21 protein-coding genes are annotated in these 12,237 nt (G+C 68.1%); all 21 read right to left on the reverse strand.

The window, feature by feature from the left end; translation table 11 throughout:
- Nucleotides 1-53: 53 nt before the first annotated feature.
- On the reverse strand, nt 54-557 hold the full coding sequence (locus AUC44_RS16655) for a hypothetical protein (protein ID WP_157445377.1): 504 nt from the start codon (nt 555-557) through the stop codon (nt 54-56).
- Nucleotides 554-1,927 (reverse strand): DUF5691 domain-containing protein, encoded by a 1,374-nt coding sequence (locus AUC44_RS13000; protein ID WP_062159128.1) that lies wholly within the window; start codon nt 1,925-1,927, stop codon nt 554-556. The genes AUC44_RS16655 and AUC44_RS13000 overlap by 4 nt, the downstream gene beginning before the upstream one ends.
- Nucleotides 1,914-3,260, reverse strand: coding sequence for an SWIM zinc finger family protein (locus tag AUC44_RS13005; RefSeq protein WP_062159129.1), 1,347 nt, complete (start codon nt 3,258-3,260; stop codon nt 1,914-1,916). Before AUC44_RS13005 ends, AUC44_RS13000 begins: the two co-directional genes overlap by 14 nt.
- A 137-nt stretch (nt 3,261-3,397) precedes the next feature.
- Nucleotides 3,398-3,991, reverse strand: a complete 594-nt coding sequence (locus tag AUC44_RS13010; protein ID WP_062159130.1) for an adenylate kinase — start codon at nt 3,989-3,991, stop codon at nt 3,398-3,400.
- 140 nt (nt 3,992-4,131) lie between these two features.
- A complete protein-coding gene (gene secY / locus AUC44_RS13015; protein ID WP_062159131.1) occupies nt 4,132-5,463 on the reverse strand; it encodes a preprotein translocase subunit SecY in 1,332 nt (443 codons plus the stop codon).
- Entirely contained in the window at nt 5,464-5,922 is a 459-nt protein-coding gene (rplO, locus tag AUC44_RS13020) for a 50S ribosomal protein L15 (protein ID WP_062159132.1), read from the reverse strand.
- On the reverse strand, nt 5,919-6,086 hold the full coding sequence (gene rpmD / locus AUC44_RS13025) for a 50S ribosomal protein L30 (protein WP_046843198.1): 168 nt from the start codon (nt 6,084-6,086) through the stop codon (nt 5,919-5,921). The genes rplO and rpmD overlap by 4 nt, the downstream gene beginning before the upstream one ends.
- Nucleotides 6,083-6,604 (reverse strand): 30S ribosomal protein S5, encoded by a 522-nt coding sequence (gene rpsE / locus AUC44_RS13030; RefSeq protein WP_082689065.1) that lies wholly within the window; start codon nt 6,602-6,604, stop codon nt 6,083-6,085. The genes rpmD and rpsE overlap by 4 nt, the downstream gene beginning before the upstream one ends.
- Complete coding sequence (rplR, locus tag AUC44_RS13035) at nt 6,594-6,932, reverse strand: 50S ribosomal protein L18 (protein WP_046843200.1); 339 nt, start codon at nt 6,930-6,932, stop codon at nt 6,594-6,596. The genes rpsE and rplR overlap by 11 nt, the downstream gene beginning before the upstream one ends.
- Complete coding sequence (gene rplF, locus AUC44_RS13040) at nt 6,932-7,489, reverse strand: 50S ribosomal protein L6 (protein ID WP_062159134.1); 558 nt, start codon at nt 7,487-7,489, stop codon at nt 6,932-6,934. The genes rplR and rplF overlap by 1 nt, the downstream gene beginning before the upstream one ends.
- 93 nt (nt 7,490-7,582) lie before the next feature.
- Nucleotides 7,583-7,984, reverse strand: coding sequence for a 30S ribosomal protein S8 (rpsH, locus tag AUC44_RS13045; RefSeq protein WP_046843202.1), 402 nt, complete (start codon nt 7,982-7,984; stop codon nt 7,583-7,585).
- Nucleotides 7,985-8,325: 341 nt separating this feature from the next.
- Entirely contained in the window at nt 8,326-8,511 is a 186-nt protein-coding gene (locus tag AUC44_RS13050; RefSeq protein WP_046843203.1) for a type Z 30S ribosomal protein S14, read from the reverse strand.
- Nucleotides 8,512-8,524: 13 nt separating this feature from the next.
- Nucleotides 8,525-9,064 carry a 50S ribosomal protein L5 gene (gene rplE, locus AUC44_RS13055; RefSeq protein ID WP_046843204.1) on the reverse strand — a complete coding sequence of 180 codons (540 nt, stop codon included), beginning with the start codon at nt 9,062-9,064 and terminating at the stop codon, nt 8,525-8,527.
- A 95-nt stretch (nt 9,065-9,159) separates the two neighbouring features.
- The gene (gene rplX / locus AUC44_RS13060) at nt 9,160-9,507 is read right to left on the reverse strand and encodes a 50S ribosomal protein L24 (protein WP_046843205.1); all 348 of its coding nucleotides are present in this window, start codon (nt 9,505-9,507) and stop codon (nt 9,160-9,162) included.
- Nucleotides 9,507-9,911, reverse strand: coding sequence for a 50S ribosomal protein L14 (rplN, locus tag AUC44_RS13065; RefSeq protein WP_022800312.1), 405 nt, complete (start codon nt 9,909-9,911; stop codon nt 9,507-9,509). The genes rplX and rplN overlap by 1 nt, the downstream gene beginning before the upstream one ends.
- Complete coding sequence (rpsQ, locus tag AUC44_RS13070; protein ID WP_062159135.1) at nt 9,908-10,192, reverse strand: 30S ribosomal protein S17; 285 nt, start codon at nt 10,190-10,192, stop codon at nt 9,908-9,910. Before rpsQ ends, rplN begins: the two co-directional genes overlap by 4 nt.
- Complete coding sequence (gene rpmC / locus AUC44_RS13075; RefSeq protein ID WP_062159136.1) at nt 10,189-10,389, reverse strand: 50S ribosomal protein L29; 201 nt, start codon at nt 10,387-10,389, stop codon at nt 10,189-10,191. The genes rpsQ and rpmC overlap by 4 nt, the downstream gene beginning before the upstream one ends.
- Complete coding sequence (rplP, locus tag AUC44_RS13080) at nt 10,376-10,801, reverse strand: 50S ribosomal protein L16 (protein WP_062159137.1); 426 nt, start codon at nt 10,799-10,801, stop codon at nt 10,376-10,378. The genes rpmC and rplP overlap by 14 nt, the downstream gene beginning before the upstream one ends.
- Nucleotides 10,801-11,547 carry a 30S ribosomal protein S3 gene (rpsC, locus tag AUC44_RS13085; RefSeq protein WP_046843209.1) on the reverse strand — a complete coding sequence of 249 codons (747 nt, stop codon included), beginning with the start codon at nt 11,545-11,547 and terminating at the stop codon, nt 10,801-10,803. Before rpsC ends, rplP begins: the two co-directional genes overlap by 1 nt.
- A complete protein-coding gene (gene rplV, locus AUC44_RS13090; RefSeq protein WP_082689066.1) occupies nt 11,547-11,945 on the reverse strand; it encodes a 50S ribosomal protein L22 in 399 nt (132 codons plus the stop codon). The genes rpsC and rplV overlap by 1 nt, the downstream gene beginning before the upstream one ends.
- The gene (gene rpsS, locus AUC44_RS13095; RefSeq protein ID WP_046843210.1) at nt 11,942-12,229 is read right to left on the reverse strand and encodes a 30S ribosomal protein S19; all 288 of its coding nucleotides are present in this window, start codon (nt 12,227-12,229) and stop codon (nt 11,942-11,944) included. Before rpsS ends, rplV begins: the two co-directional genes overlap by 4 nt.
- Nucleotides 12,230-12,237 lie beyond the last annotated feature (8 nt).

Here is a 12,237-nt window from a genome sequence, read left to right on the forward strand (position 1 = left end):
CCTGATTTCGGGGGATGGGTGATCCAGCAGGCGGTGGGCTGCGCCAGCGGGGATCAGTTCGCTGAGGGCCATGCCTTTGATGAAGTCTGGGACCGTTTTGTCGAGGTTGGCACATGGGGCGTTGTCACCGTATTCGACGAGGACTTCAAACCCTGGATCGTCAGATTGCCGGAGCGGGAGGCAATGATGGTCAGGACGTCCAGCGGGGTTGAGGGGTTGCTGGCCAGCTGCCCCTGAATCCTGGCGTTGCGGTGCTGGGCGAGTGTCTCCAGTTCGGTTGGTGGTGTGCTCTTGTTTCCTGCAACGGCGACGAGCAGTTCCATGTCACTGCTCCGGCAGAAGGCAGCCAGCAGAGCCGATGGGGTTCTGGGGTTGCTGGCCAGGGCGAGTCGGACTCTCAGGTCGGGATGCTGGGCAAGTGTAGCCAGGACGTCGGGCGGGGTGTTCTGAGCCCTGGCGAGGTCGGGAGAGAAGTGGGCCAGTTCCAGGCGTCGTTCCGGGGGGGTGTCCTGACGCCGGGCTTTGCGCTTCAATGCTTTCCAGTCCACGGTGGTCATGGGTGCTCCTTGAAGTCGTGCCGGATCTGCCTGCGGGTGTCGAGGGTGCTCGTCAGGTCGTGCCAGACGCTCTGGGCGTGGTGGGGCGCGTCGGGTGGCAGGGGTGGGGGGGGCGTGGTGTCGGGGTGGAGGTGATGGGCGTGGTCGTGCAGGGTGCGCCAGCGTTGCGGCCACTGGGAGGGGTGGTCGACGTGCCGGAGGGTGTCCTGGAGGAGGGCGAGAATGGCGTGGCTGTCCTCGGGGGTCCAGGGGGTGGGGTGGTGCGCCAGGGCGGCGAGGATGAGGTCGGGGTCGCGGGCGTGCAGTCCGCCCTGGAGGGTGCGGGCCGGGTCGGCGAGGGCGCGCAGGGCCGGGGTGGACGCGTGCGCGAGAAGCGCCTGGGCGAGGGGCTGGTGACGGTGTGTAAGGGTGCCCGCGATGAGGTCGTCGAGCAGGTGGTGGTCGCGGGCCAGGGTGATCAGGGCGGGGGGGCCGCCGGGCGTGGCGTGCAGCAGCGCGTCGGGGTGGGCGTGCCGCAGGACGTGGCTGAGTCGGGCCTGGGGGCCGCCGCTCAGGCCGTCGCGGGGGTTGGGTGGCGTGCCGGGGTCGTGGAGCGCGGCGGCCAGTCGGGCGTTCAGGGCGCTGCGCCGGAGGCGCTGAAGGGTCTGCCGGGCGAGGGTCTGCACGTCGGGGCTGCGGTCGTCCAGCGCGCCCTCCAGCAGGGGTTCCAGGGTGTGGTCGTCGTCACTCAGGGTGTCCAGCACGGCGCTCAGGAGGCGTTTGCGGCTGGCAGCGCGTTCCGTGTCGAACTGCGTGCGTAGCAGGGCTCGGGCGGCGCCGGGGTTGAGGGCTCGCAGCACGCGGTGCAGGGTGTCGCGGTCGGTGTCGCTCAGGGCGGCCCAGGTGGGCTCGTCGGGGGCGTCAGCGTGAGCCAGGGCGGGGCTGTCCGCGTGGTGTGCCAGCCAGCGCCCCCGTTCGCCCAGCACGCGGGCGAGGGGGACGCGCAGGCTGCGGTCCTGCGTGGCGAGGGTCAGCAGGCGCGGCAGGTGCAGCGCCGGGACGCGGTAGCCGTGCGCGTGGCACAGGGTCAGCCACTCGTGCAGCAGGGGGCCGCCCAGATGCGGGAGGTGCCGCGCGGCGCGGGCCGGGGCCTCCGGGCGCGGGTCGCTGGGGGCGGGGGTGGGGGCCGGGGCGGGCGGGTCGGGTTGCCGTCCGGCGGTCGCGGCGAGGGTCAGCAGCGCGGCGCGGGCCAGCAGGGTACCTGCCGGGTCGTCCCGGGTGACCCGCGCGGCGGCCTGTCCGGTGGCGTCGGGGCCGGGGGTGGGCAGGGGGGCGCGTTCGATGCCGATCAGCGCGGCGCTCAGGAGGGCCGGGAGGTCAGAAGCCGTCATCTTCCCCTCCGTCCAGGGGGTGCAGGGTGCCGTCCTGCACGGCGCATAGCGGGGTGAGGCTCTGCCCGTCCCATTCGGCGGTGAAGGTCTGCGGGTGCCCGCCACCCAGGGCCAGCAGGGTGAGGCGGGCCGTGTCGCTGCCGCCCAGCAGGAGGCTGCCGCGTGCGTCCCCGGCCCGCCATGGGTCGCCGTCCCGCGTGGGCGGGTGGACCGTGACGGGCCCGAGGTGGTGCGCGGTGCGCTCCAGCCAGGGGTTCAGGGCCAGGGCGGCGCCGTGCGCGTCGAGCAGCCCGTCCAGGGTGACCGGTGCGGGCAGGGGGGCGGGGGCGCTGCGGGTGGCCTCGCCGTCCAGGACGTGCCGCTGGGGGACCGCGCCCTGGGCGGGGCTCAGGCGGGCGCGGACGCTCCCCCCGGCGGGCAGGGCGGGTGGCAGGGGCCAGCCGGGCGCGGCGAAGTCCAGCAGGAGCGCGGTGGTGCCGCCTTCGTGCAGCCAGCTGCGGCGGGTGCGGACGTGTTCCTCGTCGCTGATGGTGTGGCCCAGCACCAGCCAGCGGGTGTCGGTCCCCCCGGCGGCGATGGTGGCGGCCTTGTCCAGCGGGAAGCCCAGCGCGGCGCGCAGGTCGGCCTGTTGCGGGGCGCTCAGTGTGTTGCGGCGCGGCCACGCCTCGGTCAGCAGGTACAGTCGGCCCAGGTGGGCCAGCAGCCGGTCCGGGTGGGGCAGGACTTCGGGGATCATCCGGACCAGTCGCGCGGCGCCGGGCGCCTGGGCGTCCACGAGGCGGGCGGCCTGGGTGTCCCAGTCGCTGTAGGGTCGCGCGGCGGCCTGGGCCAGTCCGTCCCGGACGAGGTCTTTCAGGAAGGTCTGCAGGGCGTCTAGGCCCAGGCTGACCTTCTTCTCGCGCGCGGCGCGGCGTTTGGCCTGCGCGGCGGGGTCAGGGCCGCTGCGGGTCTCCCCTGCCGGGTCGGCGTCGGCGTCGGCGTCGGGTGGAGCGTGCTTCCCGGCCCGGCCGTCCAGCCACGTCCGGATAGCGTCCGGGGTGGGGTCGGTGCCGAAGTGCTGAGGGTGCGATTCATGCAGGAGCAGCAGCGCCAGGGCGTGCTTGCAGGGGAACTTGCGGCTGGGGCAGGAGCACTTGAAGGCTGGGGCGTCCGGGCCGCTGTGGTCCACGCCGGTCAGGTAGGGCCGCGCGCCGCTGCCCTGGCAGTGGCCCCACAGGTGGGTGGGTCCGGCGTGCAGGTCGGGCCAGCGGGCGGGCGTGGCGAGGGTGCGGGCGCTGGCGGCGCTGCCTGCGTCGGGGGCCAGGGTCAGGATGGGGTCGTGGGTGGGCGTCATGGGGCATCCTTCCAGCCGTTACGCTGCCAGCGTAATGTAGTGCATTCCCCCATCCGGCTCAAGCGCACCCCCCGTCGTCAGAAAGGGGCGGGTGGGTCCGGCCTCGACCAGAACCACCCGCCCCTCCCGACTGGCGTTTACTGCATGCTGCCCAGGATGCGGCCGTAGACCTCATCCATGCTGCCCACACCGTCGATGCGGGTCAGCTGGCCCCGCGCGCTGTAGTAGTCGATCAGCGGCTGGGTCTGCTCGCGGTAGATGTCCTGGCGGCGGCGGGCCACCTCCTCGGTGTCGTCGCTGCGCACCGCCTCACCGCGCGCGGCGGCCTGCCGGCCCCGGTCCACGATCCGGTCAATGAGCACCTGATCCGGCACTTCCAGCAGCGGCACGGCACTGACGGGCGCGCCGAGTTCCTCGAGCAGCACGTCCAGTTCCCTCGCCTGGGCGCTCGTGCGCGGGAAGCCGTCGAAGATGACGCGCACGGCGTCCATGCTGGCCAGCTTGTCGCGGATCAGCGCGATCAGGATGTCGTCCGGCACGAGCTGCCCGGCGTCCAGAATGGGCTTGACCTGCTGGCCCAGCTCGGTGCCGCGCGCCACGTGGTCGCGCAGGATGTCGCCGGTGCTGATCTTGACCAGGTCCTTGTCCTGCGCCAGCCGCTCCGCCTGGGTGCCCTTGCCCGCGCCGGGAGGCCCGAGGAAGATCACGACGTTGTGTTTGGGTTGAGTCACTGTAGTCCTCCGTTCACCCTTCAGCATAGAGGCTGAAGGTGCCGTTCGCGCGCCCCTGCCCAGGGGGCGGCTGTCCCCAGGGGGGGAACAAGAGCCGCGCCGCTTCCAGACGGGAGGCGGCGCGGTTCAGGGCAGCGGGCTCAGTTGTCGCGGTTCATGCGGCCGCGGATGCGGCCCTTGCTGATGAAGCCGTCGTAACGGCGGACCGTCAGCTGCGCTTCGAGCTGCTTGAGTGTTTCGAGCGCCACGCCCACGATGATCAGCAGGCCCGTGCCGCTGAACTGGAAGGTCGTGATGCCCGTCCAGCGCTGCACCAGCTGCGGCATGACCGTCAGGATCACCAGGAAGATGGCGCCCCACAGGCTCAGGCGGCTGCTGATCGTGCCCAGGAACTCCGCGGTGGGCGTGCCGGGGCGGACGCCGGGAATGAAGCCCCCGGCCTCGCGCAGCTGCTCCGCGATGCGTTTGGGATCGAACTGCACGCTGTTGTACAGGTACGTGAAGCCGAAGATCAGCAGGGCTTCCAGCGCGATGTACAGCGGCTGCCCGAAGGTCAGGTACGTGCCGATCCAGCTGCTCACCTGCGGCGCGCGGGTCACGGTGCCCTGCTGGATCAGGTTGGGAATGATCAGCATGGCCGACGCGAAGATCACCGGGATCACGCCCGCCTGGTTCACCTTGATGGGCAGCCAGGTGGCCTGTCCGGCGCTGCGGGCCTGTCCGGCCGCGCCGCCGCGGGCGCGGGCGTACGTGACGGGCACGCGGCGCTCGGCCTGGTAGACGTACACGATGCCGGCGATGGTCACGAGGATCACGGCCACGAAGGCCACGATGCGCAGCAGCCACGGCGCGTCCGGATCCGCGCCGACCAGTTTCCCGGTCGCCTGGATCTCGAAGGGGTAGCGCGCGATGATGCCGCTCGTGATGATCAGGCTGATGCCGTTGCCCACGCCCACTTCCGTGATGCGCTCACCGATCCACATGGTGAAGGCAATCCCGGCCACCTGGGTCAGGACCATCACCAGGATGGTGAACAGACCCGGTTCCCAGCCGACCGCCAGGTAACTGGGGTTGGCGTTGATGAAGGACGCGAAGAACGCGGCCTGGAAGGTACCCAGCGCCACGGCCGCGTAGCGGGTGTACTGGTTGATCTTCTTACGACCTTCCTCGCCTTCCTTGGAGAGCTTCTCCAGCGGCGGCAGGGTGGTCGTGAGCAGCTGGATGACGATACTGGCCGTGATGTACGGCAGCACGCCCAGCGCGAAGATCGAGAACTGCGAAAGATTGCCCCCCGAGATCATGCTGATCAGGCCGAACAGGCCGCCGCCGGTGGCACTGCTCAGCGCGGCGCTGTTGACCCCTGGTGTGGGAATGCTGCTCCCCAGCCGGTACACGGCGAGGAGCAGCAGGGTGAAGACAATCTTCCGCTGAAGATCCGGAATCCGGAATGCGTCGCGGAAGGCGCGAAGCATTTACTCCGCCTTCTCGGCTTCGTTCGCTTCGGGCAGGATGACTTTGCCGCCGGCCGCTTCCACGGCCTTCACGGCGCCTTCGCTGGCGGCGTCCACGTGAATGGTCACGGCGCGGGCGATCTCGCCGCTGCCGAGCAGCTTCACGGGGCGGTTCTTGCGGCGCACGAGGCCCGCGAGTTCCAGCACGTTGCGGTCGATGGTGGCGTCCTCGATGTTCGCCAGCTGCGCCAGGTTCACGACTTCGAACGTCACGCCGACGTTGTTGAAGCCGCGCTTGGGCAGACGGGCGATCAGGCGGCTACGGCCACCCTCGAAGAAGCTGCCCTTGCCAGCGCCGCTGCGCGACTTCTGGCCCTTGTGGCCGCGACCGGCGGTCTTGTCGGTGCCACCGGGGCCACGACCGACGCGCTTCTTGGCCTTGCGGCTGCCCGCGTGGGGCTTGAGTTCGTGAAGTTTCATTCTTGCACCTCCAGCAGGTGCTTGACGGTGTTCACCATACCGCGCACGGCGGGGGTGTCACTGACCTCGCGGGTCTGGCCGATCTTCTTCAGGCCGAGCGCCTGGACGGTCTTCACCTGGTAACCAGGGCGGCCGATGACGCTGCGCTTCAGGGTGATTTTCACTGGGCGCCTCCGGTGGGCTGCGCCTCGCCGCGCAGGGCACGGACCTGCTTGGCGGTGCGGAGGTTCTTCAGGCCGTCGAACACGGCGTAGGCGACGTTCACCTTGTTGCGGCTGCCCAGTTCCTTGGACAGCAGGTTGGTGATGCCGGCCAGTTCGGCGATCGAGCGGGGCACGGTGCCCGCGATCACGCCGGTACCGGGGCCTGCGGGCTTGAGCAGCACGCGGCTGGTGCTGTTCACACCCACGATGTCGTGGGGGATGGTGCCGTTCTCGACGGGCACCTGGATCATGTTCTTGCGGGCGATGCTCTTGGCCTTCTCGATGGCCACGGGCACTTCTTTCGCCTTGCCGATGCCCATGCCCACGCGGCCGTTGCGGTCGCCCAGGATCACGAGTGCAGCGAAGCGGAAGCGGCGGCCGCCCTGGTAGGTCTTGCTCGTACGGTTGACGAACAGCATCTTCTCTTCGAATTCGCTGCTTTCGCGGTCCATACGGTCGTTACGTCGGTTAGAAGTCAAGGCCACCCTCCCGCGCCGCGTCGGCGAGCGCTTTCACGCGTCCGTGGTAGCGGTACTGACCACGGTCAAAAACAACCTTCTTGACGCCCTTGGCCAGAGCGGCTTCCGCGAGGGCCTTGCCCACGGCGGTGGCGGTGTCGGTCTTGGTGCCCGTCTTGACAGCGGCGCTGCTGGCGGCAGCCACGGTGACGCCTTTGCTGTCGTCGATGATCTGGGCGTAGATGTGCTTGCTGGAGCGGTACACGCTGAGGCGCAGGCGATCTCCGGCGGCCTGCCGCACTTTGCGGCGGGCGCGGAGCTTGCGGCGCACGGTCGTCTGGGCAGCCATTATTTCTTCCCTTTCCCGCCGGTGGCGCCAGCCTTACCGGCCTTGAGGCTGATTTTCTCACCAGCGAAGCGCACACCCTTGCCGTGGTAGGCGTCGGGCTTGCGGACTTTACGGACGTTCGCGGCCACCTGACCGACGAGCTGCTTGTCGATGCCGCTCACGTCGATCTTGGTGGGTTCGGGCACGGCGAAGCTCACGCCGGCCGGGGGCTCGATCACGACGGGGTGGCTGTAACCGATGGTCAGTTCCAGGGCCTTCCCGGCAAGCTTGGCGCGGAAACCGACGCCCTTGAGCTCCAGGTTGATGGTGTAGCCCTCGCTGACGCCCTTGACGGCGTTGGCGACGAGCGTACGGGTCAGGCCGTGCAGGGCGCGGTGGCGCTGCGCGTCGCTGGGACGCTCGACGAGCAGCTGGTCGCCGTCCTGCTTGATGGTCAGTTCGGTGTTGTAGGGAACGGTAAGTTCGCCTTTGGGGCCCTTGACCTTGAAGACGCCGTCCTGAGCGGTCGTGGTCACGCCGTTCGGGACGGCGATGGGCTGTTTGCCAATTCGGGACATGGTCTGTCCTCCTTCTTCCTTAAATTCGGCCTGCCCGCTGTGGGGGCCGAGGTCAGGTGAGACTCGTACGCGCTGGAACCCTGGAAAGGGGGATTACCAGAGAACGCAGATGACTTCGCCGCCGACGCCCTGCTTGCGCGCGTCGCGGTCGGCCAGCAGGCCCTTGCTCGTGGAGACCACGGCCAGGCCCAGGCCACGCTGCACGCGGGGCAGGTTCTCGGCGCTCACGTACGCGCGGCGGCCGGGGCGGCTGATGCGCTCGATGTGCTTGATGACCTGCTCACGCTTGGCGCCGTACTTCAGGGTCAGGCGCAGCACGTCGAACTTCTGGCCTTCGGGCAGCAGGCGCTCGTAGCTGGCGACGTAGCCTTCGGCCACGAGCAGCTTGGCGAGTTGCTCCTTGAACTTGGAGGCCGGGACGTCCACGGTCTCCTTGTGGGTGCGCGTCGCGTTGCGGATGCGCGTGAGCATATCGGCGATGGGATCACTCAACATGTAGCCTCCATGGGCTGGTGTTGATCCGGGCTGGTTCCCCCTCACGGGGCCTGCTCCCGGCAGGTGGCCCGGCCCCAGGCAAGCTGGCGGTCGGGCGCGGTTCTCCCCAAGTGGAAGCGGGGGCCACAAGGTGGCGCGTCTCTTCTGTTGGGTCTTCACCACCACCGGACGATGACCTCTCAAGGCGACAGGTTCGTATCCGGGGGGCACTGCGACCGCTCCTTTTTCAAGGCACGGCAACTTGGGAGTGTATCAGGTCTGTGCCGCGGCCACAAGACAGGGCCGCGCGGCGCCACGCAAAAGACCTCCCGCGTGGGGAGGCCTTGGGGGGTGTCAGCTGATTACCAGCTGGCTTTCTTCACGCCGGGCAGTTCGCCCTTGTGCGCCATCTCGCGGATGCAGATGCGGCACAGGCCGAAGAAGCGGTAGTACCCGCGGGCGCGACCGCAGCGGCTGCAGCGGTTGTAGTTCTGCACGGCGAACTTGTGGCCGCGCGCAGCTTTGACGACTTTCGAGGTGTTAGCCATTGTTCATCCGTCCTTATTTGCGGAAGGGCAGGCCCATGGCTTGCAGGAGCGCGCGGGCTTCTTCGTCCGTCTTCGCGGTGGTCACGATGGTGATGTCCATGCCGCGCACCTTGTCGACCATGTCGTAGGTGATTTCGGGGAAGATCAGCTGTTCTTTGATGCCCAGGTTGTAGTTGCCGCGGCCGTCGAAGGCGTTGGGGTTCACGCCCTTGAAGTCACGGATGCGGGGCAGGCCGATGTTGATCAGCTTTTCGAGGAACACGAACATGCGCTCGCCGCGCAGCGTGACCTTGATGCCCACGGGCATGCCCTGGCGCAGCTTGAAGTTGCTGATGCTCTTTTTCGCCTTGGTGACGATGGGCTTTTGCAGGGTGATCAGCGCCAGTTCCTTGGCGGCCTTGTCGATCGCTTTGGAGTCTTCCTTGGCGCTGCCCAGGCCTTCGTTGACGACGATCTTCTCGATGCGGGGCACGGCCATCACGCTGGAGTAGCCGAACTGCTGCATCATCGCAGGGCGGACCTGCTCGTTGTACTTGGTTTTCAGTTGCTGCATGGTGGGTTCCTTCGAGCGGTCTCCCAGTTTTTCAGAGAGCGCCGCTCAGGCCGCCGCGTGCCCACCGGGGGGTGGTGGGCGGCGGCCCGGAGTGGTCAGTCGATGTTCTTGCCGCTCGCGACGGCCACGCGGACTTTCTTGCCGTCCACGATGGTCTTGCGGATGCGGGTCGCCTTGCCGGTCTCGGGGTCCACGATGGACACCTTGCTGGCGTGCAGGGCCAGCTCGCGCTGTTCCTGGCCGCCCTGGGGGTTGGCGGGGCTGGGCTTGACGTTCTTGGTGACGAGGTTCACGCCTTCCACGACGACCTTCTGGTCGCGGGGCAGGGCCAGCAGCACTTTGCCGGTCTTGCCCTTGTGCTTGCCGCTCAGGACGATGACGGTGTCACCCTTCTTGATGTGCAGCTTGTCGTTGTGGTGGCTACCAGCGCTGGGACGGGGCATTACAGCACCTCCGGGGCCAGGGACACGATCTTCATGAAGCGGCGGTCGCGGAGTTCACGGGCGACCGGCCCGAAGACGCGCGTGCCGCGGGGCTCGCCCTGGTTGTTGATGATGACGGCGGCGTTCTTGTCGAAGCGGATGGTGCTGCCGTCGGCACGCTTGATGGCGTGTGACGTGCGCACGACCACGGCCTTGACGACGTCGCCGGCCTTGACGGTGCCGCGGGGGGCGGCGTCCTTGACGGAGGCGACGATGATGTCACCCACGTGGGCGTAGCGCTTGTTGCCGCCGCCGCCGGTGGTGAGACCCTTGCCGCCGATGCCGCTGTTCAGCACGCGGATGCACATGATCTCGCGCGCGCCGCTGTTGTCCGCCACGTCGAGGCGGGACTGGGGCATGATCATGCGTTACCCCCTTCGGTTTCCACGGCGGTGGTTTCGATGCCGCGGGGACGCTCGACCAGCTTGGTGACCTTCCAGGTCTTGGTCTTGCTGATGGGGCGCACGGCGATGATCTCGACGCGGTCACCGATCTTGTACTCGTTGTTCTCGTCGTGCGCAGCGTATTTGTGGCTGCGGGTCACGACCTTGCCGTACAGGGGGTGAGCGAACTTGCGCTCGACCTTCACGCTGACGGTCTTGTCGGCCTTGTCGCTGACGACGACGCCGGTAAAGGTCTTCTTCATGCCTGCTCCCCTTTGCTCAGCTCGGCCTGGACGGTGTTGAGCTGGGCCACTTCACGGCGGAGCTGCTTGACGCGGTGGGGCTGGGCGAGGTTGCCCACGGCCGCCTGGAAGCGCAGCTCCATCAGTTCCTTCTTGCGGCTTTCGATTTCCTTGGCGAAATCGGCGGCCTGCAGGTTACGCATATCACTGAGCTTCATCGTAGACCTCGCGCTTCACCATCTTGGTCTGGATGGGCAGCTTGTGACCGGCCAGGCGGAAGGCTTCCTTGGCCTGCTCTTCGGTCACGCCGGACACTTCGAACATCACGCGGCCGGGCTTGACGACGCTGACCCAGTACTCCACGGCGCCTTTACCTTTACCCATTCGGGTTTCGGCGGGCTTCTTGGTGACGGGCTTGTCGGGGAAGATGCGGATGTAGATCTTACCGCCGCGGCGGAAGTGGCGGCTCATGACGATACGGCACGCTTCGATCTGGTTGCTCTTGATCCAGGCGGGCTCGAGGGCGATCATGCCGAAGTCGCCGAACGCGACGTAGTCGCCGCCCTTGGCGTCACCGGTCATCCGGCCGCGGTGCTGTTTACGGAACTTGGTGCGCTTGGGAAGAAGCATCACTCACCTCCGGGGCGGCGCCGCGCGGCGGGGCGGCGGCGGTTGGGGCGATCGCCGTCTTCGCGGCGGCGCTCGTCGTTGCGGCGCTGGGGACGGGCGTAGGTTTCGGTCTTGCCGCCGATGACTTCACCGGTGAAGACCATGACCTTGATGCCCAGCGAGCCGTAAGTGGTCTCGGCGCGGGCGGTGCCGTAGTCGATGTCGGCGCGCAGGGTGTGCAGGGGCACGCGGCCTTCGCGGACCATCTCGGTGCGGGCCTGCTCGGCCCCGCCGAGGCGGCCGGAGAGGATGATCTTGACACCGCGGGCGCCGGATTCCATCACGCGCTGGGCGGCCTGCTTCATGGCGCGGCGGAACGCGAAGCGGCGTTCGATCTGCTCGGCGATGCGCAGGGCGACCAGGGGCGCGCTGATGTTGGGGTTGGGGATCTCGGCGACGTTCACAGCGACGGTGCCGGCGGACACGAGGCGCTCGATGTCCTGGCGGAGTTCCTTGATGGACTCGCCGCCCTTGCCGATCACGATGCCGGGTTTCGCGGCGCTGATGATCACGTTGACCTGCTGGCCGGCGCGCTCGATCTCGATGCGCGCGATGCCGGCGGCGTTCAGTTTGCGCTGAACGAGCTTGCGGATCTTCTCGTCTTCTTTCAGCAGGCCGGCGTACTGCTTCTTGCCGGCGTACCAGCGGCTGTTCCACGTGCGGGTGATGCCCAGGCGGAAGCCGTTCGGGTTGATCTTGTTACCCATTACTTGTTCCCCTTCTCGCCCACGACGATGGTGATGTGGCTGGTGCGCTTCTTGATGATGTTCGCGCTGCCACGGGCGCGGGGGATCAGGCGCTTGAGGGTGGGGCCGGCGTCCACGTACGCGGCGGTGATGACCAGGCGGTCCTCGAGCATCTCGTCGTTGTGCAGCGCGTTGTGCTTGGCGCTGTTCAGGACTTTCGCGACGGGTTCGCTGGCGGCGCGGGGGATGAAGCGCAGCAGGTCTTCGGCGTCACGGACGCTCTTGCCACGGATCACGTCGACGACCAGACGCACCTTGCGGGGGCTGATGCGGACGTACTTGGCGACGGCCTTGCCGGGCGTGCGCAGCTTCTGCTGCTGCTTGCGCTGCTTCTTGTTGCGGAATTCAGGGGCGGTCATTTCTTCTTGCTCCCCTTGGCGTTCTTGTCAGCGCCGTGGCCGCGGTAGTTGCGGGTGGGGCTGAATTCGCCGAGCTTGTGGCCGATCATCTGCTCGTTCACGAAGACGGGCACGTGCTGCTTGCCGTTGTGCACGGCAATGGTGTGGCCGATCATTTCGGGAACGATGGTGGAGCGGCGGCTCCAGGTCTTGATGACGCGCTTGTCCTTCTTTTCGTTCTGGACGTCGACCTTCTTCAGGAGGTGGTCATCCACGAACGGGCCTTTCTTGAGGCTACGGGGCATGTCCTACC

The organism is Deinococcus actinosclerus (assembly GCF_001507665.1).
GTDB lineage: Bacteria > Deinococcota > Deinococci > Deinococcales > Deinococcaceae > Deinococcus > Deinococcus actinosclerus.

Coding starts and splice junctions, on each gene's coding strand:
- rplO (WP_062159132.1), bottom strand. CDS start 5,922: ATGAAACTTCACGAACTCAAGCCCCACGCGGGCAGCCGCAAGGCCAAG.
- rplX (WP_046843205.1), bottom strand. CDS start 9,507: ATGCCCCGTCCCAGCGCTGGTAGCCACCACAACGACAAGCTGCACATC.
- rpsQ (WP_062159135.1), bottom strand. CDS start 10,192: ATGAAGAAGACCTTTACCGGCGTCGTCGTCAGCGACAAGGCCGACAAG.
- AUC44_RS16655 (WP_157445377.1), bottom strand. CDS start 557: ATGACCACCGTGGACTGGAAAGCATTGAAGCGCAAAGCCCGGCGTCAG.
- AUC44_RS13000 (WP_062159128.1), bottom strand. CDS start 1,927: ATGACGGCTTCTGACCTCCCGGCCCTCCTGAGCGCCGCGCTGATCGGC.
- AUC44_RS13005 (WP_062159129.1), bottom strand. CDS start 3,260: ATGACGCCCACCCACGACCCCATCCTGACCCTGGCCCCCGACGCAGGC.
- rpsS (WP_046843210.1), bottom strand. CDS start 12,229: ATGCCCCGTAGCCTCAAGAAAGGCCCGTTCGTGGATGACCACCTCCTG.
- rpmC (WP_062159136.1), bottom strand. CDS start 10,389: ATGAAGCTCAGTGATATGCGTAACCTGCAGGCCGCCGATTTCGCCAAG.
- rplP (WP_062159137.1), bottom strand. CDS start 10,801: ATGCTTCTTCCCAAGCGCACCAAGTTCCGTAAACAGCACCGCGGCCGG.
- rpsC (WP_046843209.1), bottom strand. CDS start 11,547: ATGGGTAACAAGATCAACCCGAACGGCTTCCGCCTGGGCATCACCCGC.
- rplF (WP_062159134.1), bottom strand. CDS start 7,489: ATGTCCCGAATTGGCAAACAGCCCATCGCCGTCCCGAACGGCGTGACC.
- rplR (WP_046843200.1), bottom strand. CDS start 6,932: ATGGCTGCCCAGACGACCGTGCGCCGCAAGCTCCGCGCCCGCCGCAAA.
- rpsH (WP_046843202.1), bottom strand. CDS start 7,984: ATGTTGAGTGATCCCATCGCCGATATGCTCACGCGCATCCGCAACGCG.
- secY (WP_062159131.1), bottom strand. CDS start 5,463: ATGCTTCGCGCCTTCCGCGACGCATTCCGGATTCCGGATCTTCAGCGG.
- rplE (WP_046843204.1), bottom strand. CDS start 9,064: ATGCAGCAACTGAAAACCAAGTACAACGAGCAGGTCCGCCCTGCGATG.
- AUC44_RS13050 (WP_046843203.1), bottom strand. CDS start 8,511: ATGGCTAACACCTCGAAAGTCGTCAAAGCTGCGCGCGGCCACAAGTTC.
- rplV (WP_082689066.1), bottom strand. CDS start 11,945: ATGACCGCCCCTGAATTCCGCAACAAGAAGCAGCGCAAGCAGCAGCAG.
- rplN (WP_022800312.1), bottom strand. CDS start 9,911: ATGATCATGCCCCAGTCCCGCCTCGACGTGGCGGACAACAGCGGCGCG.